Below are 25,190 nucleotides of genomic sequence, written 5' to 3'. Positions count from 1 at the left end.
GTAACACGTTCGAGGTCGGGGCGCGACCGATTCGTTGCGTTGCGGTGCGGGCACGCGTTCGGTACGGCGGTGAGCTGCGGCGCGTTCAGCGCGCCCGCGCTGCGGCGTTCGAGTGGCGGGTCCGTGTCGGGGTGTCGTCGGAACGCAACCGTTTCGTCGTTACGCCCCTATGCTGGGACCATGACGACGAACGCCGAGGAGTCCCAGACGCGTCCGCGCCGACGAGCCCCCGCCGGGGCGGCCGTCCTCCGCGAGGACGTGACCGAGGCCATCCGGGCCGCCGTCTTCGAGGAGCTCGCGGCGGTCGGGTATGCCCGGATGTCCATCGAGGGCATCGCGCGCCGCGCGGGCGTCGGCAAGACCGCCGTCTACCGCCGCTGGCGTTCCAAGCTGCACCTGGTCCTCGACGTCGTCTCCGCCCTCGCCGTGATGGGCCTGCCGGTGCCCGACACCGGCTCCCTGGAGGGCGACCTGCGGCTGCTCTACGAGGTCACCTCCCGCGCGCTGCGCCACCCGGTCGCCTCGCAGATCATCCCGGACCTCCAGGCCGAGGCGGCCCGCAACCCCGACATCGCCGAGGCCATGCAGAAGACGCTGCGCGAGGGCCAGGAGGGCGTCGCCAGCAAGATCATCGAGGCGGCGCAGCGGCGCGGCGAACTCGCCGAGGGCCTCGACGACGACCTGGCCATGGACCTCATCTCCGGCCCGCTGTACTGGCGCTCGGTGGTGATCCGCACCCCGAAGCTGCCCAAGGGCTATCTGGCGGCGCTGGCCCGCGCGACCACGGAGGCGCTCAAGGCGCTGTGAGCCGCTCTCCCGGGGATGTCACAGGCGCGGCGGCCGTCTCGTCGTAGAGGGCGCAGGCATCCTCGATCAGGGAGTGGACATGGAGAGCAGGACCGAGGAGTTCCAGGAACTGCGGCCGCTGCTGTTCTCGATCGCGTACCGGATCCTGGGCAGCGTCGGCGAGGCCGAGGACGCGGTCCAGGAGGCCTGGCTGCGCTTCGCCGGCTCACCGGCACAGGTCAGGTCGGCGAAGGCCTTCCTGTCGGCCGCGGTCGCCCGGATCTCCATCGACGTGCTGCGCTCGGCACGGGTCCGGCGCGAGGAGTACGTCGGCCCGTGGTTCCCCGAGCCGCTGCTCGCCGACCCCTACGAGGACCCGGTGCGGTCGGCGGAGCTGGCCGACTCGGTGTCCATGGCGGCCCTGCTGCTCCTGGAGCGGCTCAGCCCCCTGGAGCGCGCGGTCTTCGTCCTGCGCGAGGTGTTCGACTTCGGCTTCCCCGAGGTCGCGTCGGCGGTGGGCCGCTCGGAGGCAGCCTGCCGCCAGCTGGCGGTCCGGGCCCGGCGCCACATGGCCGAGGGCCGCCCCCGCTTCGCGGCGGACCGCGAGGAACGCGACGAACTGGCCGCACGCTTCTTCGACGCCCTCCACGAAGGTGACCTGGCCGGCCTCCGGGAACTGCTCGCCGCCGACGTGTCGCTGGTCGGCGACGCCGGCGGCAAGGCACCGCAGCTGGCCCGCGCGGTACTGGGCGCCCAGAACGTGGCCCGCCTCCTCGCCGCCGTCTTCCCGTTGCTGGCCCGCATCGACGTGACCTGCGAACCGCACGAGGTCAACGGCCAGCCCGGCGCGATCTTCCGCGACCGGGACGGCAGGGTCCTCCAGACCTTCTCCCTCGACATCCTCGACGGCCGGATCCAGGCGATCCGCCTCGTCCTGAACCCCGACAAACTCGGCCACGTGGGCCCGGTGGCGGACGCCTGGGCCATCTCCGAGGAAGTCAGACAGGCCCGCAGAACCACGAAGTGACGAGAGCTCAGGAAGCCAGCCGCCCGGTCAGCGCCGCCAGGTCCGCCGTCCGCAGCACCCGGTCACCGGACCCGGGCAACGGCACGTGCAGAACGTCCGTCCACCGCTGCGGCACGGCCCCGGCACCGTGCACGGCACCGGCCAGGGCGCCGGTGACGGCGGCGACGGTGTCGCCGCCCAGGTCGACGGCCGCGCGGACGGCTTCCTCGTAGGAGGAGGTGGTCCGCAGCGCCCAGACCGCGGAGCCGAGACAGGGCCACACGGCGCCGTTGAACTCGGTCGCGAGGCCGGGGTGCGAGGCGGGGGCAGCGCCCAGGGCGTCACCGACGGCGGAACCGATGACGGTGCCCAGGGCGCGGTCGAGGCGTGACAGGCAGGGCATTCCCGCAGGGTACGGGGTCAGCCTCGGGCTGCCTCCGGGTGCAGGCGTACCCAGCCCTCCCAGGCCGAGGCGATCATGTCCTGGACGTCGTGTCTGGCCTTCCAACCGAGTTCGGTGGTGATGCGGTCGGCGGAGGCGACCACGCTGGCCGGGTCGCCGGGGCGGCGCGGGGCGACGGTCGGGGGGAGGTCGTGGCCGGTGACCGCGTTGATGCGGTCGATCATCTCGCGGACCGAGACGCCCTCGCCGCGCCCGATGTTCAGGGTCAGCTCGCGGCCCGGCCCGGCCTGGAGGGCGCGGGCGGCGGCCACATGCGCCTCGGCCAGGTCCACCACGTGGATGTAGTCGCGGACGCAGGTGCCGTCCGGCGTCGCGTAGTCGTCGCCGAAGATGCGCGGCGGCGCGTTCTCCGTGAGCTTCTCGAAGACCATCGGGACGATGTTGTACACGCCCACGTCGGCGAGCTCGGGGCGGGCCGCGCCGGCCACGTTGAAGTAGCGGAGCGAGGCCGTGGCGAGACCGGTGGCCCGGCCCGTCGCGCGGACCAGCCACTCACCCGCGAGCTTCGTCTCGCCGTACGGCGACATCGGCACGCACGGCGTCTCCTCCGTCACCAGGTCGACGTCCGGCATGCCGTAGACCGCGGCGGACGAGGAGAACACGAAGGACGGGACCCGCGCCTCCGTCACGGCCTGCAGCAGTACCCGCAGGCCCTCGACGTTCTCGTGGTAGTAGTGCAGCGGGCGCTCCACCGACTCGCCGACCTGCTTCTTCGCCGCGAGGTGCACCACCCCGGTCACCTCGTGCTCGGCCAGCACGCGCGCGACCTTCTCACCGTCGAGCGTGGAGCCCGTCACCAGGGGCACGTCCTCGGGCAGGCGCTCGGCGATCCCGGTGGACAGGTCGTCGAACACCACCGTCCGCTCGCCCGCCTCCGTCATCGCGCGTACGACATGCGCCCCGATGTAACCGGCGCCGCCGGTGATCAGCCAGGTCATGTGTGGCCGTCCCCTTCGTGAGTTGGCCGAGGTGTTTCGTCAGCCGCCGTCACCCCTCAGTGAAGCAGGTGCCGCCGACATCCGCGGACGGCCGGCCGGCCCGCTGCGGCCGGGTGGACACGGCCCGTGTTCTCGCGTGGGCGGGTGGCCCGCCACAGGCGGGTCAGGGAGAGCACGGCGGCGGTGGCCAGCAGGCTGTTGCGGGCGAGCATCAGCAGACAGCCGGTCCAGGTGCACTGGACGACCTCGGTGTAGAACGCGGGGTAGGCGACGGCAGTGAGCGCGGTCGCCGCCACGATCAGCGCGGCGACCGGACGCTGGGTGGTGTGCCGTGAGGACAGGCAGACGGCGGCCAGGCCGAGCAGCCAGATCATGTACTGCGGGCTGATCACCCGGCTGGTGACGGTGAAGAGGAGTACGGCGCTCAGGGCCGCGTCGTACGGGGTGGCCGGGCTCCAGTGCCGGGCCCGCATTCGCCACAGCAGCAGCAGCGCGAAGGCGGCCGCGGTGAGCGCGAGGGAGACGGTCGCGACCGCGCGCACATGCGGACCGACCAGTTCGACGGCGCCGTACTGGTAGCGCGTCGTGCCCGTCCAGCCGGCGTGCCGCGCCAGGCTGAGCGCGGTACCGCCGAGCGACTCCACCTGCACACCCCGGCCGCCCTGCTGACGGAGAAAGGCCAGCGGGTTGCGGAACGACACCACGAAGGCGGCGAGGGCGACGGTCCCGGTCAGGGCCGCGGACAGCCAGGCCGTACGGGTCGGACGCCCGCGCTCCAGGCCCAGCAGCACCAGCGCCGGCCACACCTTCACCAGCGCGCCCAGCGCCGCGAGCGCACCGCACGCGCGCGTGGAGCGCGACAGCGCCAGCAGGGAGAGCACGGCGAAGGCGGTGACCTCCACGTCGTAGCGGGCGAGCGGAAGGTGCAGCAGCAGGGGCAGGCCGCCGGTCCAGAAGGCCGCGCCGAGCAGGGTGCGGCCGGGGCGCGTGCCCGCGCGGGCGAGCGCCGCCGTGATCAGCGCGTCGGTGGCCAGGGTGAGCGCCACGAACGCCTGGAAGTAGCTGAGCCCGGGCACCAGCCCCGGCGCGAGCAGCACCGCGCCGGCGCCCGGCGGGTACTGCCACAACGTGTCGTGCGCCGGGAACGCGCCGTGCGACAGGACGCCGTACCAGCGGAAGTACAACCGCCACACTTCGCGCGCGACCGCTCCGTGCCCCAGGGTCCGCTCGTTGTTGTGGGCGAGGAGCCACAGCATCAGCGCGCGCGTGGCGGCCCAGGTGACGGCGAGACAGAGGAGGCGGGGGAGGCCGGGCGGGCGGCGGAGCCGGGAGAGCCGGGTGAGCGTGGGGAGTCGAACAGGGGAGGCGAACGGAACGCGTGGAAGCGGGGTGTACGGGTGGCGGTTCATCGACCGCGAGCGTAAGCCGCGCGGATGGTGTATCCATGCCGATACGCCGTCATTACCCGGCAAAGGTTGGCTAATCGCAAAAGATCGGGCCGTGGTGACTATCGGGCCTCTCGTAAAAGCACGTCCGCGCACGACGCGAACAGCGGACGACGGCCGGCCGGCTCCACGGAGCCGGCCGTGCCCGGTGGGCTGCCCGCCCCGGCGGGCGGGGGTCGCCCGGGTCCTCGCCGTGGCCGTCCCGGCCGCGGCGATGCTCGCGGTCGGGCTCTGGAGGCTGCACCGCGGCGGCATGTGGCGCGACGAGGCCGTCACCTACCAGGTCGCCCGGCGCACGGTGCCGCAGATCTGGCGGCTGCTGCACGGCGTGGACGCGGTGCACGGCCTGTACTACCTGCTGATGCACGTCGTCCTCGCCGCCGACCCCGGCCATCCCGGCGAGGTCGTCCTCCGGCTGCCCTCGGTGTGCGCGGCGGCCGTCACCGCCGGCCTGGTGGCCGTCCTCGGCACCCGTCTGGCCCGGCCGCGGGTCGGCCTGTGGGCCGGGCTGCTCTACGCGGTCACCCCGCTGGTCGGTCACTACGCGCAGGAGGGCCGCTCGTACGCCCTGGTCGCCGCCGGCGCCACCGGGGCGACGCTGCTCTTCGTCCGGGCGGTGCGGGACGGCGGGCGGCGGGCCTGGTGGCGGTACGGGGCCGTCCTCGGAGTCACCTGCTGGCTGCACGAGTTCGCCGTCCTGCTGCTGCTCGCGCACGCGGGAACTCTGGCGCTGGCCCGTTCGTCGGGAAAGGTGTGGCGGGGGTGGGGCTGCGCGGCCGGGGGCGTGGCGCTGTCGCTGCTGCCGATGGTCGTGGTCTCGCACGGGCAGTCGGCCCAGGTGGCCTGGTTGCGGGAGCCGGACGTGGAGACCGCGCAGGAGCTGCTGCGCCAGTACCTCGGACCGACCGACGGGGTGTACTGGATGTGCCTGGCGCTCGGGCTGCTCGGACTGACGCGGCTGGTGGGCCGGCGCGGCGAGGTGACCCTCGCGGCGGTCGCGCTGCCGCTCGCGGTGCTGCCGCCGGTGGCCCTGATGCTGGCCTCACAGCTCACCCCGCTGTACGTCGACCGGTACGTGCTGTACGCGCTCGCCGGGGCGCCGCTGCTGGTGGCGCTCGGCGCGGACCGGGCCGGCGGGCTGCTCGGCCGGCTCTGGTCGCGCGCCGCGGCGCCCGTGCCCCGGTCGCGCGCGCTCACCCTGGCCGGGGTCCTGGCGATTCTCCTCGCCTTCAGCCACCAGGTCCCACTGCTGCGGGCGGACCGGGTGCCGGGCACCCGTCCCGACAACCTCGGGGCGGTGGCGGCGGCCGTCGCTCGTGGGCTGCGGCCCGGTGACCCCGTGCTCTTCCTGCCGGCTCACGCGCGCGGGGCGGAGCTCGCGTATCCGGCCGACTTCAAAGCCACGAGGGACGTCGCACTGGCGGAGCCGGGGCCCCAGTCGGGGACGTTGTACGGGCGGGAGGTGGGGGCGGGGACGCTGCGGCGGCGGCTGGCGGGGGCGGACGAGGTGTGGGCGGTGGTGGAGAAGTACGCGATGGTGAGCGGGTATCGGCCGCGGCTGGCCACGGAGCGGGCCAAGCTGGAGGTGTTGAACCAGCAGTTCGTGCTTCGGCAGGAGATGGTGATCGACCGGGTCGCGCTGCGGTTGTACGTGCGCCCGATTCGGGCGGGTTCGGAGGAGTCCGGGCTGCGGGGCGGCGACGGGGGCTGGTCGCGCCCACGCGGGTAGCCGGACATCGGCGACAGCCCCGCGCCCCTGAAAGCCAGAAGAAGGGGGCTCCAAGGGGGTTCCAAGGGGGCCTCTTTCAGCAGGAACCCTCCTCCAGAGCCGCCGCGTCCAAAGTCCCCGTCAGCTGGTCCAGCCGCTCCTTCAAGTCCCGGATCTCCTCCAGGTCGAAGCCCGTCGCCGCCACGATCCTCCGCGGCACCTGAACGGCCCGCTCCCGCAGCGCGGCCCCCTCCTCCGTCAGCCGTACCTCCACCGAGCGTTCGTCCCGGGCGCTGCGCTCGCGGTGTACCAGGCCCGCCGCCTCCAGTCGTTTGAGCAGCGGCGACAGGGTGCCGGAGTCCAGGCGCAGATGTTCGCCGAGCTTCTTGACCGGCAGATCGCCCTGTTCCCACAGCACCAGCATCACCAGGTACTGCGGGTAGGTGAGCCCCAGGTCCTTGAGGATCACGCGGTAGACGCCGTTGAAGGCGCGGGACGCGGCATGCAGGGAGAAGCAGATCTGGCGGTCCAGGTGGAGCCACTCCACGTCGGGGACGGGGACGGGGCTGGGGGTCGGGGTCGTCGCGGTCATGGCTCAAGCGTACCGCTCGCGGGTCATTTAGTTGTGCACAACTTAATTGTGTGCTCTACTTGTGGTCGTGAAGGCGGCCGGAACGGAGCCGCCGGAACGCCGATGCATCGAGTACTTCGAGTACTTCGCGCACTTCGAGAGGGATGGTCTTCCATGGACGCGCTCTACACCGCAGCCGCCACCGCCACCGGCCGGGAAGGACGGGCGGTCAGCTCGGACGGGCAGCTGGACCTCACGCTGGCCTTCCCGCCCGCGCTGGGCGGCAACGGCCAGGGCACCAACCCCGAGCAGCTCTTCGCCGCCGGTTACGCCGCCTGTTTCGCCAGCGCCCTCGGCGCCATCGGCCGCCAGGCCAAGGTCGACACCGGCGAGATCTCCGTGACCGCCGAGGTCGGCATCGGCAAGGACGAGTCCGACGGCGGCTTCGCGCTCAAGGTCACCCTGCGCGTCGAGCTTCCCGAGGCGCTCGCCGACGAGGCCGGCGAGAAGCTGGTCCACCAGGCCCACGCCTACTGCCCCTACTCCAAGGCCACCAAGGGCAACATCCCGGTCGAGCTCGTCATCGAGTAACCAGCGGTACCGGGGTTGTGTCCCCCGTCCGGGTGAGCCGTGCGAGCACCTCCCCGGTTCGCCGGCTCCAGTCCACGACCACCGCCTCCGCGGGCAGCCGCTCCCGCCGCGTCAGCAGCAGCCAGCGCACCCGGGGGCGGTGGCCGTGGCCGTCGGCCAGCTCGATGCCGTACCCGGGGAGCAGCCGGACGGCGTAGTACGCGTCCGTGATCACCGGTTCCCCCGGGCCGATGTGCCGGGCCGCCCAGTCGTACGACGGCCAGCGCGGCGGCTGGACGAAGCCGACCGGGTCCACCGAGCGAGGTACCACCGCCCCGGCCTGCGCGGCCAGAAAGCCCAGGCAGACCCCGCCGGCCGCGGCCCAGCCGAGCGCCCGCCGCCGACGGGACCAGGGCCGCCGCGCCGCCAGCTCCACGGCGAGCGCGCACTGTGGCGCCAGCAGAACGAGCCCGAGCACTCCGACCAGCCGGCCGCACGCCAGCACCAGGCACTCCAGAACGAACAGCAGCACGAGCGGATCACCCCAGGCCGCGCGCCCCGCCGCGCCCCGCAGCGCTGGCCCGCCCGCCCGCCGCGCCCGCAGCCACAGCGCCGGGAGTCCGAGCAGGGCCAGCCAGCACCGGCCGGCCAGCCCGGCCGGCCCGCCGTACGACGCGTACGGCCAGTGCGGCGACGGCGAGAGCACGCGCGCGTGCGTCCCGAAGGCGAGGACGGCCGCCGCCACCGCGCACAGCAGCGCCCACCGCCCCCACACCGCTCCCCGCCACCCCCGCTGCCACCCCGCCACGAACGCCACCGCCCCGGCCGCCGCGCCCGCCCCCGTCACCGGGTCGACCAGGGCCACCGCCCCGTACAGCAGCCCGAGCGCCGCGTATCCCGACAGGCTGCGCAGGCCGCTCGGGCCGACATAGCGCACCCGGCGCAGGTCGCGGGCGCGGGCGCCGGTCAGGGCCCAGGCCCAGAAGGCGAGACCGAGGGCGAACGCGGACGGGTAACCGAGACTGCCGGTCAGCGGCAGCAGGGCCAGCGAGCCCCCGCCCCACGCCGGCCGGGTGCCCCACAGCACGGACAGGAAGGCCAGCGCCAGCACCGGGGCCCACGGGCGCGGGGTGAGGACGCGGACCAGCCGGCCGAGGCCCGTCAGCAGCACCAGCAGGTTCAGCGGGCCGCACACCCGCAGCAGCTGCCATCCGGTGAGCCCGGTCAGCCGCGCCAGCATCCCCTGCGCCAGCACGTACGGTGAGACGGCCGGGTCCGGCAGGCCCGCCCGCAGCCGGGCCACCGCCGCCGCGTGCAGTCCGGCCTCGCAGCACGGCGGCACCCGCCAGTACGCCAGGGTCATCAGCAGCCAGAACAGCAGGCCGAAGACCTGGTACGGAGTGAGCCTGCGGACCCGGCCGCCGCGCAGGGCGGTGGAGCCACGCGTGGCGCGCCGGAGCAGGGCGCCGGTGGTCACTGGAGGAAACGGGCAGGGCGGACCATTTGTCCAGTGTTCCCGCGCGTCCCGACGGCGTTGCCGTTCATCACCTCATCGAGTGACGCCGACCGTCCTGGGTGACCCCTGCGCGGGAACCTGGACCGGCCGGTGCGCCAGCGGTTCGAGAAGCAGCGGCACGCCCACCACCGGCAGCAGCCAGGCCAGCACGATCAGCCGGTCGCCTCCGATGGTGATGTCGGGGTGCCCGGCCTGGGTGAGGATGCCGGTGCCGGCGGCCGCCAGCAGGAAGACGCCGAAGGCGGGCCGCCGTCGCGCTCCCCACGCCCCTGCCGCCAGCGCTGCCGGGAACAGTGGCGCCAGCAACTGACGGCGCAGCCACTCCACCCAGAAGTCGACCTCCAGATGGAGGAACTCCCGCCACGGGTGGGCCCGGTCGGGGTGGGTGTAGTGGCCGGTCAGCAGGTCCTGCACGCTCTCCGCCTCGGACGGGTAGCGCAGCAGCCGGGCGAGGAGCAGGGTGCCGGCCGCCGCCGCGCACGCCACCGCCGCGATCGTGGCCACCGCGCGCCCGGGGCGCCGCCCGTGCCGGTGCCGCCACAGCGCGACCACCGCGGCGGCCGCGGCCAGGCACCCGCCGAGGAACAGCGCCTGCGAATGCTTCACGGCGAACAGCGCGACCAGCGCGCCCGCCACCAGCCCCGTCCCCGCCCGTGCCGCCCGCGCCGCCCGCGCCGTTCCCTCGCTTCTTTCCGTCCCCGCCCGCCCGGTCAGGGCCAGCGCGCAGCCCCACACCGCCGTCAGGGTCAGGGCCAGCATCAGGCCCTCCGCCATCGGCCGCATCGCGGTCGTGCCGACCGGCAGGACGTAGTACAGGACCTGCCCGGTGAGCGCGAGCGGCACGGGCACCGACACCGTCCGCAGCACCAGGAAGACCAGCACCCCGCCCGCGCCCGCGACCAGCACACTCGCCAGCCACACCCCCCACGTCACCCCGAACACGGTGACGAACGGCAGCAGGAACACCGGATAGCCCGGCCGCACCTCGAAGATCCGCCGCAGCCGGGGACCCACGAACGGCACGATGTGCCCGTCCGTCTGCGCGCCCCCGGCCCGCAACCGCCGCTCCACCCGCCGCAGTTCACCGGTCCGGCAGTCCGCGGACACCCGGGCCGCCGGACTCGGCGCGTGGAAGCGCACCACGTCCACGCGCTGCGCGCGCTCCGCCGCCGACGCGTCGCCGGCGCACACCCAGTCCACCGTCTCGGCCGCCGCCTCCCGCTTGCCCGCCCCGCCCAGGGTCAGCGCGTACGACACGTAGTTCTTGGAGTCGGGCGTGTCCCGGCCGGTGACGTTCGCGAGTTGCAGCACCGCGAAGACGGCGGCCAGCACCAGCACCCAGGTGCGCGGTCTCACGTCGTCACCGGCAGGTCACGTGTCCCGGCCGGACCGGGCACCCGGGCCGGCGTCGGCGTCGGCTCGCCCAGCAGCAGCGTCCGTACGACCCGCTCGGCGGCCCTTCCGTCGTCGAACTCGCAGAACCGGGACCGGAAGTGGGCCCGCAGCAGCGCCGACTCCTCGTCCCGCCAGGCGCCCGAGGCGAACAGCCACGCCAACTCGCGGTAGGTGTGGGAGACATGGCCGGGCGCCTCGGCGGTGATGTCGAGATAGGCGCCCCGGCTCGCGGTGTACGCGGCCCAGTCGTCCGCGTGCACGACGATCGGCCGGTCCAGGTTGGCGTAGTCGAACATGAGGGAGGAGTAGTCGGTGACCAGGGCGTCCGAGGCGAGCATGACGTCCTCGGCGTGCGGTTCGCCGGTCGCGTCGACCAGGACACCGCGCCGGTGCAACTCGGCCAGGCCCATCCCGCGCGCCGGACCGGTCGCGAGGGCCGGATGCAGGCGGACCACCAGCGTGTGCCCCGCGCCGAGGTCGGCGGCGAACCGGGCCAGGTCGATCCGGTCGACGTGCCCGCCCCGGACGTAGTCGCGGCGGGTCGGCGCGTACAGCACCACCGTGTGGTCGGCCGGAATGCCGTGCCGGGCCCGGAAGTCCGTCGGGCCGCCGGCGACCAGGACGTCGTTGCGCGGGCTGCCCGTGCGGGCCGACGCGAAGTGACAGGGGTAGGCCCGCTCCCACACCAGTTCCGAGTGGCGGTTGGCGACCAGACTGTGGTCCCAGCGGTCGGCCCTGCGCAGCATCTGCGGCACGTCGAAACCGAGCCGGGCGCCGGGCTTGCCGAGCAGGTCGGCGCCCAGGTACTTGAGCGGGGTGCCCCGGTGGGTGTGGATGTGCACGCTGCCGGGCCGTTTCACCAGCGTGCCGGGCCAGTTGACGTCGTTGACGAAGAACTTGGCGCGGGCGGTCAGCCGCAGGTACTCCGGGGAGTCCAGCAGTACGTGCTCGACCTCGGCCGGGAGCTGTGCCGCCGCCTCCGCGTCCCGCACCACCCAGACGCCACGCAACCGGGGCGCGAGCTCCCGGGCCGCCCGGTACACGGCCGCCGGGTCGCCCCGCAGCCCCTGGTGCGAGGCCGCCGAGTACACGACCAGGTCCTCGTCCAGCGGGCGCAGGCCGCGCAGCCCGGTCAGCGCGCGCCGGGCCCGGGCACCCGCCGCCCGCCGCACCCGCAGCGCCTGCCGGCCGGCCGCCCGTCCGGCCCGCCCCGCCTCCTGCCGCAGCCGGTACGACGCGTAGGAGCCACCGAGCACACCCAGGTCACCCAGGTCACCCAGGCCACCGAGGTCGCCTGGACCGGCTCCCGCGGGCCGGAACGCCCGGTACAGCTCCGCCGTGCGCCGGAAGAACTCGCCCTTGGCGTCCGGCGGCAGCCGGTCCGGTTTGGCGAGGATGTCCAGGCAGTGCTCGCCCATCTTCCGGTGCAGGTACGGCCGCCAGCCGGCCAGTTCCGGGTGGGCGTCGACGAAGGCGAAGACCCGCCTGTACTGGTCGTGGACGTCGAAGTGCTTGCGGCTGGTGGTGGAGAGGATGTTGCCCTGCCGACGCTGCCGGTAGTTGAGGCAGATCCGGTCGAGGGTGGCGATCCGGGCCGCGCTGAGCATGACCGGGAAGGTCCAGGGGGTGTCCTCGTAGTAGCCCGGCGGGAACCGGAAGCCGTTCTCCTCGACGAAGTCCCGGCGGTGGACCTTGTTCCACACCACCATCAACAGGTCGAGGATCTCCGGGTGTTCGGCCGCCGTGAACACGTCCGGCGTGACACCGAGCACCTCGGCGAGGGCGTTGCGCCGGGTCCCGCCCCACCAGTAGGTGCGGGCGTAGTCGAAGACCAGCACATCCGGATCGCCGGTCTCCGCCAGCCGGTCGGTGATCGCGCGCAGCGCGCCCGGGGTGAGGGTGTCGTCGCTGTCGAGGAAGAGGAGGAAGTCACCGGTGGCGTGCGGGAGTCCGGCGTTGCGGGCGCGGCCGAGGCCGACGTTCTCCGGCAGGTGCAGGACCTTCACCCGGGGGTCGCGGGCCGCGTACTCGTCGAGGATCGCGCCGCAGCCGTCCGGGGAGCGGTCGTCGACGGCGATCACCTCGATGTCGTGGAAGGACTGCTCCAGGACCGAGTCGAGGCACTCACGGAGGAAGCCCTGCACCTTGAAGCAGGGGACGATCACACTGAGTCGGGGCACGGTCAGCTCCTGACGAGGGTCGCGGCCGGGGCGGGCAGGCGCTCGGCGAGCGGGATCACCGTCGGGATGTCCTGGGGCCCCCGGCCGAGGAACACCCGCCGTACGACGCGTTCGGCGGCCAGGCCGTCGTCGAACTGGCAGAAGCGCGCCCGGAACTCGGCCCGCAGCCGCCTGGACTCCGGGCCCCGGTAGGAGCCGTCGCGAAAGAGCCGGGCCAGCTCCTCCGGGGTGCGGGCGACCGGTCCCGGCGGCTCGGCCATCAGGTCGAAGTAGACGCCCCGGGTCTGCCGGTAGACCTCCCAGTCGTCGGCGTAGACGACGATCGGCCGGTCCAGGTTGGCGTAGTCGAACATGATGGAGGAGTAGTCGGTGATCAGCGCGTCCGCGGCCAGGCACACGTCCTCGGCCGAGCGGTGCGCGGTGACGTCGATGACCCGGCCGCTGCCCTTGCCGACGCCCCGGTCGTAGAAGTAGTGGGCGCGCAGCAGCACGACGACGTCCTCGCCGGCCGCCTCGCAGAACGCCTCCAGGTCGAGGCCGGGCTCGAAGCCGGTGTGGTGGTCGCGGTGGGTGGGGGCGTACAGCACGGCCGTCCTGCCGTCCGGGACGCCGAGTCTGCGGCGGGCCCGGACCACGTCGTGGGCGGTCGCCGTGTAGTAGACGTCGTTGCGCGGATAGCCGTACTCCAGGGTCTGGTACGAGCCGGGGAAGGCCCGCTCCCACGTCTGGGTGGAGTGGCGGTTGGAGGAGAGGTTGAAGTCCCAGCGGTCGACGCGGCCGAGCAGTCTGGTGAAGCTGCCGGTCCGGGCGGCGACCACCGGGTACGTCGACTGGTCCACGCCCATCTTCTTCAGCGGGGTGCCGTGCTGCGTCTGGACGTGCACGCTGCCCGGCCGCTTGACGACCCCCTCGGCGAAGTTGGCGTTGTTCACGAGGTACTTGGCGCGGGCCAGCACCTGCCAGTAGCGGCGGCTGCCGATCACCGCGTACTCGACGTCCTGCGGCATGGTGTGCTCCTGGCCGGCCTCGACCAGGAACACCGAGCGGATGTGCGGGGCGAGATCGCGGGCCACGGCGTGGATCGCGGCCGGGTTGCAGACGTAGCCGCGCCCCCAGTAGGCGCAGTACACGGCGAGGTTCGGATCCAGCGGGCGGCGCAGGTCGAGGGCGTACCGCAGCCGGGTGAGCGGCAGGTGCGGGCGGGGCAGCAGCTCGGCCGCCCTGTCCGCGACCCGGTTGGCACCGCGCAGGACCCGGAACGCCGTGTACGCGCCCGCCGCGAGGAGCCGGTGCTGGACTCCCACACTCCCGCCCGGCATCCGGAACCCGGCGGGCCGGTGCGTGCGGTGCAGCCGGGCCGCCCGCCGGAAGAACGCCCGGTGCCCGGACGGCATCCGGTCCGGCCGCGCGGCCGTCTTCAGCACCACCCCGAAGACCTGCTCGAACAGCGCCCGCGCCCGTTCGCCGGACAGCCCGGTCGCCCGCTCCAGCACCAGCTCCGCCTGGTCGAGGAGTTCATGCTGGTGCGGCCCGGGCAGATTCAGCCGGCTGCCCTGCCGGCGCAGCCGGTGCCGTACGACCACCGAGCGCAGCACCGCGATCCGCTCGGCGGCGACGGTGGTCAGGCCGCCCCAGCCGAGGTCGGTGAAGTGCCCGTCCGGAAAGCTCAGCCGCCGTTCGGCCAGGAAGGAACGGCGATAGGCCGCGCTCCAGGCCGGCAGGGCCACGCCCGTCAGCCGGGGCGCCCGGTCCGGGGGGAACGCGCCGTTCGGGACGCCCGCCAGCAGGGGTGCCGCCGGGTTGGTCGGCTCGCCCTCCCACCAGGGGGTCCGCTCGTGCTCCAGGTACAGGACGTCCACGTCACCGGTCTCGGCGAGCCGGGCGTCGAGCAGCGCCAGCGCGCCCGGGACCAGGACGTCGTCGCCGTCGAGGAACAGCAGGTACGTGCCGTTCGCCGCCCGCATCCCGGTGTTCCGGGCTCCGCTCAGCCCGGCCGACGGCGGTGAGTGCACCGGGGTCACCCGGGAGTCCCGCTCGGCGTAGGCGGCGGCGACCGGGGCGGCCGGGGCGTCGGGCGCGTCGCAGACCGGGATCAGCTCCAGGTCGCCGAAGGACTGGGCGAGGACCGAGTCCAGCGCCTGGGAGAGCCGGCCGGCGACCCCGTGGGACGGGACGATGATGCTGAAGCGGGGCATGCTGCTCTTTCTCAGGTGTGCACGCGGCCCGGCCTTCCCGTCGGCCGCCAGGTGGACGGCCGGGACGGCGTGGGCCGCGAGGTGTTGGGGGACATGAGAGAACTCCCTGCAAGGCAAACGGTGCTCAGCGGCCCTCGGTGACGGGCGGATGGCCGGAAGGTTGCGGAACGGTGGCCGGCGGGGAGTGGGCGAGCCCCAGGACCGCCGAGGGCACGGGGTGCCGCTGTGCCAACGGGATGAACTCCGGCAGCCCGCTCGTCTCGCCGAGCACCACATGCCGGACGACCCGCTCGGCGGCGCGTCCGTCGTCGTACCGGCAGAACCGCTCGCGGAACGCGGCGCGCAGCTGGGCGGAGCGGGAGCCGCGCCAGTGGCCGGTGGCGAAGATGTCGATCAGTTCGTCCTCGGTGCGTGCGACCGCGCCGGGCGGGCTGGAGCGCAGGTCGAAGTAGGTGCCGCGGGCCGCGTGGTAGGCGTCCCAGTCCTCGGTGTGCACGACGATCGGCCGGTCCAGGTTGGCGTAGTCGAACATGAGGGAGGAGTAGTCCGTGACCAGCGCGTCCGCGGCCAGGCAGAGCGACTCGACGCTGGGGTGGCCGCTGACGTCGATCACCCGGTCCCCGGACGCCAGGGGAGCGCCGTGCCAGTAGTGGGCGCGGGCCAGGATCACGAACCGCGGGCCGAGACGGCGCACGATCCGGTCCAGGTCGAGGGCGGGGCGCTGGGTGCGCCGGTAGTCGCGGTGGGTGGGCGCGTACAGCAGGGCGACCGTGTTCCGCGGGATGCCGAGCGACTCGCGGATCCGGGTGACGTCGGCCGAGGTGGCCTGCTGGAACACGTCGTTGCGCGGGTAGCCGTATTCGAGGGTCCGGTATCCGCCGGGGTAGACGCGTTCCCAGGTCAGGGTGGTGTGCCGGTTGGCGGACAGGACGTAGTCCCACTTGTCGACGCCCCGCAGGAGCTCCTCGAAGTCCATGTCGGCGGCCGCCGCCGGGTGTTCCTGGAGATCGAGGCCCATGTGCTTGAGGGGGGTGCCGTGCTGGGTCTGCACGAACACCTGGCCGGGGCGCTTTCGCAGCCGCCGGTCGAAGTTGACGTTGTTGACCAGGTACTTGGAGCGGGCCAGCGCCGTCCAGTAGGCGAAGGTGCCCGGACGCAGCCGGCGCGGGCCCGGCGGGATCGTGTGGTGGTGTTCGGAGCGGGCGATCCACGCGGTGCGGATGTGCGGGGCATGGGTGCGGAACGCCTTCTCCAGCGCGCCCGGATTACAGCTGTGGCCGCGGTTCCAGTAGGCGGCGAAGACCGCGCGGTCGGCGCGCAGCGGGAGCCGCAACTGCACGCGGTAGTGCAGCTGGAGCAGGACCGAGCGCAGGCCGCGGGCGGACTTGACGGCCGCCTTCAGGGCGCGGCGGCGGGCGGACATCGCCAGTTGGAGGGCGCGATAGGTGCGGTGCAGGCCGTAGCGGACGAGGGCGTGACGCAGCCGGGTGCGCCACGGCACCGGCGTGCCCTTGGCCTGGTAGCGGCGGCAGTAGGCGCGGGCGGTGCGCAGGAACTCGGCGCGGCTGCCCTTCGGGAGCCGGTTCCGCCTGGTGAACACCGTGCTGAAGTGGTCGATCATGCGGCGGAACAACACCGGTTGCCAGTGCGCCAGTTCGGGCCGCTGCGCGAGGAACGCGAAGACCCGGTCGTACTGTTCGAAGATGTCGAAGTGCCGGCGGCTCGTGGTGACGAGGATGCTGCCCTGCCGCCGCTGCCGGTAGTCCACGCAGACCCGGTCGAGGGTCGCGATCGACTCGGCGGTCATCAGGACCGGGTAGGTCCAGGGCGTGTCCTCGTAGTAGCCGGGCGGGAAGACGAAGCCGTGCTCCTCGACGAACTCCCGCCGGTACGCCTTGTTCCAGGCCACCATGAGCACGCGGAGCAGGCCGGGCCGGTCTTCGAGCCGGAAAGGCGCCGGGCCCTGTTCGGCCAGGTGCGACGCGACCTTGTTGCGCTCCGCCCGGCCTGTCCAGAACGTCCGCGCGTAGTCGTACACGAGCACGTCCGGATCGCCGGTCTCCTTGAGCCGGTCGGCGATCGCCCACAGCGCGTCCGGCGTCAGCGTGTCGTCGCTGTCCAGGAAGAGCAGGTAGTCGCCGCGCGCCTGCGCCATCCCCGCGTTGCGGGCGCCGCCCAGGCCCTGGTTCTCCGGCAGGTGCAGGGCCTGCACGCGCGCGTCCCTGGCCGCGTACTCGTCGATGATCGCGCCGCAGGCGTCCGGTGAGCAGTCGTCCACGGCGATCAGTTCCAGATCGGGGTACGACTGCGAGAGCACCGAGTCCAGGCACTCGGACAGATACGCCTGGACCTGGTACGCGGGGACGATGACACTGAACCTGGGCAAGGGACATCCATGGGTCGTCGGCGCGGGCGTTCTGCCCGGGAACGGCCAATGGAGTGATTTGGTTACGGTTCCCTACGTCATGTGGGTTACGTTCCGTGAGCGGTCAGGGGCGGGCCGGTGGCCGACCCGCCCCTTTCGAGAACCCTTTGCGTGATTGTCCGACCGTGAGATCGCCTGACCGTGCGGTCACTTGACCGCGCCCGCCATCACCCCCGACACGAACTGCCGCTGGAACGCGAAGAACACGGCCAGCGGGATCACCATCGAGATGAAGGCGCCGGGCGCGAGGACGTCGACGTTGTTGCCGAACTGGCGTACCTGGGTCTGCAGCGCGACCGTGATCGGCTGGGTGCCCGACTTGGTGAACACCAGCGCGACCAGCATGTCGTTCCACACCCACAGGAACTGGAAGATGCCCAGGCTCGCGATCGCGGGCCCGCCGAGCGGCATCACCACCCGGGTGAACAGCCGCAGTTCACCGGCGCCGTCGAGACGGGCCGCCTCCAGCAGCTCCCGCGGGATCTCCGCGAAGAAGTTCCGCAGCAGGAACACCGCGAACGGCAGACCGAAGCCGACATGGAAGAGGATCACCCCGAGGATCGTCCCGAACAGGCCGATCTTGCCGAAGAGTTCGGCGATCGGGATCAGGGCGACCTGGACGGGCACGACCAGGAGACTGACCACGATCAGGAACCACCAGTCCCGGCCCGGGAACTCCATCCACGCGAACGCGTAACCGGCCAGCGCCCCGATGATCACGACCAGGATCGTCGCCGGGACGGTGATCAGCACCGTGTTCCAGAGCGAGCTGGTGATGTCGCCGTTCTCGAGGAGCTTCTGGTAGCTCTCGAAGGTGAGCTGGGACGGCTTGCTGAACACCTGCCACCAGCCGCTCGCGCTCATGTCCTCGGGGGATCTGAGGGAGGACGCGAGCAGCCCGATCGTCGGCACCAGCCAGAACAGCGCGACGACGATCAGGAAGACCCGCACCAGCCCGCCGTTGACCTTCTCCAGCAGCCAGCTCATCGCCGCTCCTCCCGCCGCAGCCGGCGCACGTTGCTGTGCTGTCCCGGGGGGCGACCCCCGGACCCCCAGCCGGAACTCAGGCGGTGTGTGCTCATCGCCGCTCCTCCCGCCGCAGCCGGCGCACGTTGAACAGCATCACGGGGATGACCAGCAGCAGCAGGAACACCGCGATGGCGCTCGCGATGCCCGGCTGGCCCTCTGAGAAGCCCTTGCGGTACAGCTCCAGGGCGAGCACGTTGGCGTCGTCCTGCGAGGAGCCCGGCGCGATGATGTACACGAGGTCGAAGACCTTCAGTACGTTGATCATCAGGGTGACGGTGACCACCGCGAGGACCGGTGCGAGCAGCGGCACGGTGACCTTGCGGAACACCTGCCACTCGGTCGCCCCGTCGACCCGCGCCGCCTCGAGCAGCTCCCGGGGCACCCCCGCCAGCCCGGCCGCGATCAGCACCATCGCGAAGCCCGCCCACATCCAGACGTACGATCCGATGATCGCGGGTGTGACGAGCGACGGGCCGAGCCAGTCGACGCCGTTGTAGGGCTGTTTGAAGTTGCTCGCCGGCAGGCGGAGCAGGGCCCCGTCGGCGGAGGCGGGGAGGGTGAAGGTGCCGTCGCCGGCGGCCTTGGCGGACGCCACCACCTGGCCGTTCCTGACCGCCTCGATGCGCATGCCGGAGTAGCCGAGCTCGGAGGGGTCGGGGGCGCCGAGCCTGCCGACGCCCTTGCCGCGGGTGAAGTCCTGCCAGGTGGTGCCGGTGATCTTCCCCGGGTCGGGCTTGGCCGCCACGGCCTTCTTGGCGCCGTCGGGCATCTGGTCGGGAGCGACGCCGACGAGGGGAAGGGCGACGGTCCGGCCGGTGTGGACCGTCGCCTTGGTGATGAAGCCGCCCTGGTCCGGTCTGAGAGGCGACTCGCGGCCCGGGTGGGCGTTCGGGAACGCGGAGGACTGGGCGAAGGTGTCGTGGATGCCGACCCACACCGCGTTGGCCACGCCCTTGTCCGGGTCCTGGTCGTAGACGAGGCGGAAGATGATCCCGGCGGCCAGCATCGAGATCGCCATCGGCATGAAGACGACCAGTTTGAAGGCCGTGCCCCAGCGCACCCGCTCGGTCAGCACGGCGAAGACCAGACCGAGGGCGGTGGAGACCGTCGGCGCGAACACCACCCAGATGACGTTGTTCTTCAGGGCGGTACGGATGCCGTCGTCCGTGAAGATCGCCTTGTAGTTGTCGAAGCCGGCGAAACCGCTCCCGTCGGCGTTGTAGAGGCTGCGGACCAGCGAGTACCCGATCGGGTAGACCACGAGCGCGCCGAGCAGCACCAGGGCGGGGAGGAGAAACAGGGCCGCCACGGTCTTACGGGTGCCGGTCACGCTCTTGCGGGGCTTGGGGGCGGCGGGGGCCTTGGCGACCCCCGCCGTTGCGGGTGATGCCATCGCCGGGCCCGGTCAGCTTCCGCTGCCGTAGGCGGCCGCCGCGTCCTTCTCCAGCTTGGCCTGCGTGCCCGCGACGTCCGTCGGGTTCTGCAGGAAGTCCTGGAGGTCCTTCCACTCGCCCTTGCCCGGGGTGCCGCCGAACGCCTGCGGAGCCTGGTCGGACATGTCGAAGCGGAAGTCGTCACCGGAGGCGATCAGGGACTTGGCGATCGTGCGCTGCACCTCGTTCGGATAGGCCGAGTTCGGCACGCTCTTGTTGGGCGAGAGGTAGCCGCCGAGCTTCGCCTGGATCGTCGCCGCGTCCGGGGAGGCCAGGAACTTCGCCAGCGCCTGGGCGCCCTTGGAGTCCTTGAAGATGACGGCCGCGTCACCGCCGGAGACCACGGGTGCGGTGGAGCCGACCGCCGGGAACGGGAACACCTTGGCGTCCGTGCCCACCTTCGCCTTGGTCTCGCCGATGTTGACCTGTACGAAGTCGCCCTCGTAGACCATCGCCGCCTTCGGCTGGTCGCCGCCGGTGAAGGTCTGGGTGACCGAGGCCGGGAACTCCGTCTGCAACGCGCCGGACGCGTTGCCCGCGATGTACCCCTTCTTGCCCCAGATCTGGGCGAGCGTGGTCAGCGCCTGCTTCACCGACGGGTCGGTCCACTTGATCTTGTGCTGGGCGAGCTGGTCGTACTTCTCCGGGCCCGCCTGGGAGAGGTAGACGTTCTCGAACCAGTCGGTCAGCGTCCAGCCGTCGGCGCCGCCGACCGAGAACGGGGTGACGCCCGAGTCGTACACCGCCTGCGCCGTAGTCAGCAGGTCTTTCCAGCTCCCCGGCTCCTTGGCGCCCGCGTTCTCGAAGACCTTGGTGTTGTACCAGATCAGCGACTTGTTGGCGGCCTTGTAGTAGACGCCGTACTGCTTGCCGTCGACCTTGCCGATGTCCTGCCAGCCCTGCGAGTAGTTCTTCTGCACTTCCTTGATCGTGTCCGCGCCGAGCGGCTTCGCCCAGCCCTTCTGCACGGCCTGCTTGATCGCGCCGGGCTGCGGCAGCAGCGCGATGTCCGGGGGCTGACCGCCCGCGATCTTCGACCCGAGGAAGTTGATGATCGGGTCCTGGGCGGGCACGAAGGTGACCTTCGCGCCGGTGCGCTTCTCGAACTCCGCGAGCACCTGCTTGAAGTTCTTCTGCTCCTGGCCGGTCCAGACGGCGGCCACTTCGAGGGTGGTGCCGTTCAGCTTCGGCAGGGTGACGGTGCTGGTCTCGGTGGCGCCGGTGCTGTTGTCGCCGTCGGATTTCTTGTCGTTGCCACCGCACGCGGTGAGTGCGAGAGATCCCGCGAGCAGTGCGGCGAGTGCGGCGAGGGCCCTGTGTGTCCGGCTGGTGTTGCTCATGACGCGCATCACTTCCCCGTTCGTCGTTCCTCATTGAACGTCAGAACTCTGTCCCGTGCGCTCCGGTCTACGCGGGGGCCGCCTGTGCGGCAAGGGTGCCTACGGGGGAGGGCCGGAGATCGTGATCGCCTCGTGATCAGTGACCGGAACCGGTGCGGGCGTCCACCGGGGGCTGCCGCCCCCGGACCCCCGCTTCGGCCTGGACGGCCTCGTCCTCAAACGCCGGACGGGCTGGTTTCTGCCCTCGTTCACAGAAGCGAGGGCACCTCCGCCGCCGAAACCTCCTTCGCCGCCCGCTCCACCGCGCTGGCCAGCAGGGCCAGGTCGGTCGGGCCGTTGCCCAGCTCTCGGATCGGGCGGCGGGCCGGGGGGTCGCCCATGCGGTGCCAGTCGAGGGGGACGACGGTGGGGCGCTGGGTCGCCGTGCGCGGGATACGACCCGTGACACGGCCCGTCTGGAACGCCGTGGTCCCGCCGTCCGGGGTGGTCAGACGGCCGCGGCCGGGCGCCGGTTCGTCGGGGCCGTCGGCCGGGGTGTCCAGGGTGATGCGCAGCGTGGCCTGCCGGGCCGGCTCCGTCTCCGCCGTGCGGCCGCCCGTGCCGGCCGCCGCGACCAGATGCACGCCGAGCCGCTCGCCCTCCTTCGCCACCGCCTCCAGCGCCCGCATCACGGAACCGGCGGCCGGGCGGCCCGGTGAGCCGAGGGCGGGGGAGACCAGGGCGTCCAGGTCGTCGACCACGACGACGAGCCGGGGGAGCGGGGGCGGCACCTCCGCACGCTCGCGGGCCGCGGCGCCGGCCGACGGGCGCAGGCGGAGGGTCGAACTCGGCGGGGCCTCTATGTCGCCGGCGCCCGAGGCGGCGGGGCGGGCGCGCTGCGGGACGATGCGGCCGGAGACCTCCCGCCGGCCGTGCCAGTCGGTGAAGTCGGAGCGGCCCAGCAGCTCGGCCCGCCGCTTCAGCTCGGCGCTCAGCGACTGCGCCAGCTCCCGCATCCGCACCGGGTCATTGGCGGTGAGATGGGTCGTGACATGCGGTATGTCCGTGCAGACCCGCAGGCCCTCGCCGTGCCCGGCACCGGTGCCGACGCCGTCGCGGCCGTCGATCAGGACGATCCCGAGCCGGTCGGGGCGCTCGGCGGCGGCCAGCGAGGCGACTATCGCCCGCAGCAGCTCGGTACGGCCGCTGCCGGGCGGGCCCTCGATCAGCAGATGCGGTCCCTCGGACACCAGGTCGGCGGTGAGCGGGCCGCGCGGTCCGGCGCCGAGCACCGCCCGCGCCCGGCCGCCCAGTGACTCGGTGTCGTCGGCGGCGTCCGCCCAACGGGCCATCAGCGACGCCGGGGTCGCCCTCGCCAGTCCCAGTTCGTCCAGCAGCCGGGCGGACTGGGGGAGCGGCGCGGCGACACGGGGGTGCCGGTCGGCGGCCGGGCCGCCCGGGCGCAGCGGGGCCAGCGCCCTCGCGAACCGCTCGGCCCAGGCGGGGCAGACCGCGTCCACCGCCGCCACGGTGCCGGGGCCGACCGGGCCGGGGTGACCGCCGTGCGCGGCCGAGACCCGCATCAGGTGCAGCGCCGTCGCCACGTCTCCGCTGAGCAGGGCCACCGCGCCGCACTCCCGGAACGTCGGCGTCACCGCGCACGCCTCCTCGTAGGTCCGGCCGACCGGGGAGGTGGACGAGGCGGGGGCCGTCTCCGCCAGGCAGATCACGTGCACTCCGGCCCGCGGTCCGGCGACGGCCAGCCGCGCCACCGCGTCGCGCAGCGCGGAGCCGCCGGGGTCGCCGTCCACGACGACGACCGTGTACGGCCCCGGGAAGCCGCCCCCGCCGTCCTCGTCGGCGCCGAGGTCACGGGCCCAGGAGGGGCGGTGGGCGGCATCCGAGGACGAGGCCTGCGCCGCCGTACGGGGCGGGGCGGGTGCGTGGGCCGGTGCCGGGCGGTCGGCGGGGGCGGCCGGCCTGCGGGGGGCGGACAGCTCCTCGGTGCGCCGCAGCAGCTCCTCGACGCGAGCCGCCGCCTGTTCGCGGTCGTAGGCCAGCAGCAGGCGGCAGTCCTGGCCGTGCCCGGGGCGCACGTGCGGGAGCCAGCCGAGCCAGGACCACTCGGCCGTGCGCTCCTCCAGGGACCGGGCCCGGTCCGCGCTGATCAGCACGATCTCCAGCAGGTCGGGTGAGTGCAGCGCGGCGAGCTGGGCCAGGACCGCGCGGGCGAGGCCGGCCAGGCGGGTGCGTGGTCCTGCCAGGCCGAGGGCGCCGGCCTCGCGCAGATCGGCGGTGACCGGGACGGCGGGGAGCAGGCCCGAGCCGTCGGGTGCCGGGCGGTCCGCCGTGCCGAGCCGGACGGTGAGCGCCTCCGGGTGGCCGGGGCCGCGCTCCCAGAGGCGGGGGCCGGGGCCGAGGGCCGTCAGCAGCAGGGCGGCGGGATCGGGCCAGGTCTCCGGGTGGGCGGGCACACCGGCGGACACGGCGCCGCCGTCCGCCGCCGCGGCCTCGTCGTCGCCGGCCGACGGGGGCTCACCGCGCCCACCGGCCAGCCGCCGCGCCCAGGCTCCGAGCCCGCCGCGCCTGCGGGCGCCGGGCAGTACGGGGGCGTCGGTACCGCGCAGGGGGGTGCCTTTGCGCCTGCCGGAGGGGGCGGCGGCATCGGTGGGGGTGTCGGCGAGGGCGCCGCCGTCGGTGTGGGTGGGGTACGCGGTTGCCGGGGCCGGGGAGGAGGTGGTGGCACTTCCGCCGCTGTCGGAGCTTCCGGCACTTCCGGCACTTCCAGGGGAACTCGGGCCGCCGAGCACTCCGGATCGGCCGGCATGCGTGTGACCCGCACCGCTGTTCGCGGCGGAGCCGGGCGCGGCGCCGGAACCGCCGCGCGGGCCCGGCAGTGTGCCGCGATGGCCGGCCGGCGGGTATCCGCGGCGGTCGCTCTCGCTCCCGCGCTGGGCCGGGGGCGACTCGATCCCTTGCCCGGCGGACGACGGGAACCCGCCCGCGTGCCCGGTCGGCCGCCCGCTTTCCCGCTCGGTCCACGGTGAGCCGTCCCCGCGGCCGGCCGCCGGCAGCCCGCCGTCCCGGCTCTCGATCCTCGGTGCCTCCCCCTGCGCCGGCACCACCGGGCCGTGCTCCTGGCCCGCGGACACCCCGCCCGCGGCTCCCCAGCCCGCGGTGCCGTAGGCGTGATGGGTACGGCCCGCCGGACCTGCCGTACCGCTTCCCGGGGCGGCGGAACCGTCGCCGGCCTCCTCGTCCCCGGTCAGGACGCGCACGTACCCCTCCCCGTCGGGCGCCGTGCCCACCCGGGCCCCCGGTCCCCCGGACGGCGTAAGCCGCAGGGCTGATTCCCCGATCCGCAGGAGCGAGCCCGGGCCGAGACGGACCGGGCGGTCGGTGACGCGGGTGCCGTCCAGCGACGTGCCGTTGGTGGAGTGCAGGTCGGCGACCGAGACCCGGCCGTCGGCCGCGACCGTGACCGCGCAGTGCAGCCGGGAGACGTCCGGGTCGTCGAGCGGGACGTCGGCCTCGGCGGAGCGGCCGATGGTGATCTGGCCGCCGTGCAGGAGGTGGACCCCGCCCGCGTCCGGGCCGGCGATCACGTGCAGCTGGGTCGGGGCGTCGTCCAGCTCGGGGTGCGGCTCGGGGGCCGCGGGGGCGCCCAGGGACAGCACCGCGCCGTCGACCAGCGGGGGCTCGCCGAGGACGCGGCGGCGGGCGTCCAGCCGCTCCACCCCGGCGTACAGCACGACCGGGGCGCCGCTCTGCTCACGGCCGCCCAGGCTGCCGTCCCCGGTGACCGCCGAGGCCAGAGCCGAGGCCACCGCGGCCAGGTCCGTGCCCGCGGGTGCCGTCACCAGCACGTCGCGGCTCACGGCCCGGCCCCGCTGCGCGGCAGGACCCAGCGGGTCTACGACGGTCAGCCGGATCTGCATCGCCGTCAGCGGTCCCTTCTGCGCGGGCGCGGAATTCCCCCCACCGCCACGAGCACGTCGGCCAGTTCTGCTGTCAAACGCATCCTCGCACCTGCCACTGACAACGCGCCCACGCCCCGATGGTAAGTGATCTTGATTGGTCAGCTCTGCCCCCAAAAGTGCCTGCCCGGCACCGCGCGGACGATCACTTGAGATCGGTCACGTCCGAGCCCGGCAACCAGTGGACCGAAGCAAGCGTCTTTCCATCGAACGCAGGCCGGAACACCAACGTAT

General features: G+C 73.4%; 16 protein-coding genes and 1 pseudogene. 4 read left to right on the top strand and 13 right to left on the bottom strand.

Annotation, left to right across the window (positions count from 1 at the left end):
• Nucleotides 1–180 precede the first annotated feature (180 nt).
• A complete protein-coding gene (locus AB0P24_RS20815; protein WP_365796014.1) occupies nt 181–807 on the top strand; it encodes a TetR/AcrR family transcriptional regulator in 627 nt (208 codons plus the stop codon).
• 79 nt (nt 808–886) lie between these two features.
• Nucleotides 887–1,813 (top strand): RNA polymerase sigma-70 factor, encoded by a 927-nt coding sequence (locus AB0P24_RS20810; protein WP_365796012.1) that lies wholly within the window; start codon nt 887–889, stop codon nt 1,811–1,813.
• A gap of 7 nt (nt 1,814–1,820) precedes the next feature.
• Here the strand turns inward: AB0P24_RS20810 and AB0P24_RS20805 are convergent.
• The 3 genes and pseudogenes from AB0P24_RS20805 to AB0P24_RS20795 form a co-directional block, all read right to left on the bottom strand.
• Nucleotides 1,821–2,096 (bottom strand): annotated as a pseudogene (locus AB0P24_RS20805) (ADP-ribosylglycohydrolase family protein); the annotation flags it as partial.
• Nucleotides 2,097–2,212: 116 nt separating this feature from the next.
• Nucleotides 2,213–3,193, bottom strand: coding sequence for a UDP-glucose 4-epimerase GalE (gene galE / locus AB0P24_RS20800; RefSeq protein ID WP_365796010.1), 981 nt, complete (start codon nt 3,191–3,193; stop codon nt 2,213–2,215).
• A gap of 56 nt (nt 3,194–3,249) precedes the next feature.
• Nucleotides 3,250–4,449 carry a glycosyltransferase 87 family protein gene (locus AB0P24_RS20795; protein WP_365796059.1) on the bottom strand — a complete coding sequence of 400 codons (1,200 nt, stop codon included), beginning with the start codon at nt 4,447–4,449 and terminating at the stop codon, nt 3,250–3,252.
• Nucleotides 4,450–4,786: 337 nt separating this feature from the next.
• On the opposite strand from AB0P24_RS20795, the gene AB0P24_RS20790 reads away from it, so the two are divergent.
• Entirely contained in the window at nt 4,787–6,367 is a 1,581-nt protein-coding gene (locus tag AB0P24_RS20790) for a glycosyltransferase family 39 protein (RefSeq protein WP_365796008.1), read from the top strand.
• Nucleotides 6,368–6,443: 76 nt separating this feature from the next.
• Here AB0P24_RS20790 and AB0P24_RS20785 read toward each other — a convergent pair whose 3' ends face one another.
• Nucleotides 6,444–6,938, bottom strand: a complete 495-nt coding sequence (locus AB0P24_RS20785) for a MarR family transcriptional regulator (RefSeq protein WP_365796006.1) — start codon at nt 6,936–6,938, stop codon at nt 6,444–6,446.
• A 153-nt stretch (nt 6,939–7,091) separates the two neighbouring features.
• Between AB0P24_RS20785 and AB0P24_RS20780 the strand changes: the two genes are divergently transcribed.
• Nucleotides 7,092–7,508: an organic hydroperoxide resistance protein gene (locus tag AB0P24_RS20780; protein WP_365796004.1), complete on the top strand. Its 417-nt coding sequence runs from the start codon at nt 7,092–7,094 to the stop codon at nt 7,506–7,508.
• Here AB0P24_RS20780 and AB0P24_RS20775 read toward each other — a convergent pair.
• From AB0P24_RS20775 to AB0P24_RS20735, 9 genes are all read right to left on the bottom strand, one after another.
• On the bottom strand, nt 7,498–8,964 hold the full coding sequence (locus AB0P24_RS20775) for a hypothetical protein (protein WP_365796002.1): 1,467 nt from the start codon (nt 8,962–8,964) through the stop codon (nt 7,498–7,500). The two genes, AB0P24_RS20780 and AB0P24_RS20775, sit on opposite strands and share 11 nt — an antisense overlap.
• A gap of 72 nt (nt 8,965–9,036) precedes the next feature.
• Nucleotides 9,037–10,359 (bottom strand): hypothetical protein, encoded by a 1,323-nt coding sequence (locus AB0P24_RS20770; protein ID WP_365796000.1) that lies wholly within the window; start codon nt 10,357–10,359, stop codon nt 9,037–9,039.
• The gene (locus AB0P24_RS20765; protein WP_365795998.1) at nt 10,356–12,578 is read right to left on the bottom strand and encodes a CDP-glycerol glycerophosphotransferase family protein; all 2,223 of its coding nucleotides are present in this window, start codon (nt 12,576–12,578) and stop codon (nt 10,356–10,358) included. Before AB0P24_RS20765 ends, AB0P24_RS20770 begins: the two co-directional genes overlap by 4 nt.
• A 2-nt stretch (nt 12,579–12,580) precedes the next feature.
• Nucleotides 12,581–14,773, bottom strand: coding sequence for a bifunctional glycosyltransferase family 2 protein/CDP-glycerol:glycerophosphate glycerophosphotransferase (locus AB0P24_RS20760; RefSeq protein WP_365795996.1), 2,193 nt, complete (start codon nt 14,771–14,773; stop codon nt 12,581–12,583).
• 124 nt (nt 14,774–14,897) lie between these two features.
• Nucleotides 14,898–17,159 (bottom strand): CDP-glycerol glycerophosphotransferase family protein, encoded by a 2,262-nt coding sequence (locus tag AB0P24_RS20755; RefSeq protein WP_365795994.1) that lies wholly within the window; start codon nt 17,157–17,159, stop codon nt 14,898–14,900.
• Between the two features lie 186 nt (nt 17,160–17,345).
• Entirely contained in the window at nt 17,346–18,185 is an 840-nt protein-coding gene (locus tag AB0P24_RS20750; RefSeq protein WP_365795992.1) for a carbohydrate ABC transporter permease, read from the bottom strand.
• Nucleotides 18,186–18,276: 91 nt separating this feature from the next.
• Nucleotides 18,277–19,557, bottom strand: coding sequence for a sugar ABC transporter permease (locus tag AB0P24_RS20745; protein ID WP_365796057.1), 1,281 nt, complete (start codon nt 19,555–19,557; stop codon nt 18,277–18,279).
• A gap of 75 nt (nt 19,558–19,632) precedes the next feature.
• Nucleotides 19,633–21,009 (bottom strand): ABC transporter substrate-binding protein, encoded by a 1,377-nt coding sequence (locus AB0P24_RS20740; RefSeq protein ID WP_365795990.1) that lies wholly within the window; start codon nt 21,007–21,009, stop codon nt 19,633–19,635.
• Between the two features lie 239 nt (nt 21,010–21,248).
• Nucleotides 21,249–24,917: an FHA domain-containing protein gene (locus AB0P24_RS20735; RefSeq protein ID WP_365795988.1), complete on the bottom strand. Its 3,669-nt coding sequence runs from the start codon at nt 24,915–24,917 to the stop codon at nt 21,249–21,251.
• Nucleotides 24,918–25,190 lie beyond the last annotated feature (273 nt).

The sequence above is a fragment of the Streptomyces sp. NPDC086519 genome (genome assembly GCF_040686075.1).
GTDB classification, from domain to species: domain Bacteria; phylum Actinomycetota; class Actinomycetes; order Streptomycetales; family Streptomycetaceae; genus Streptomyces; species Streptomyces shenzhenensis.
The sequence above is the reverse complement of the archived record's forward strand: the minus strand, read 5'-3'. Positions and strand labels throughout refer to the sequence as shown.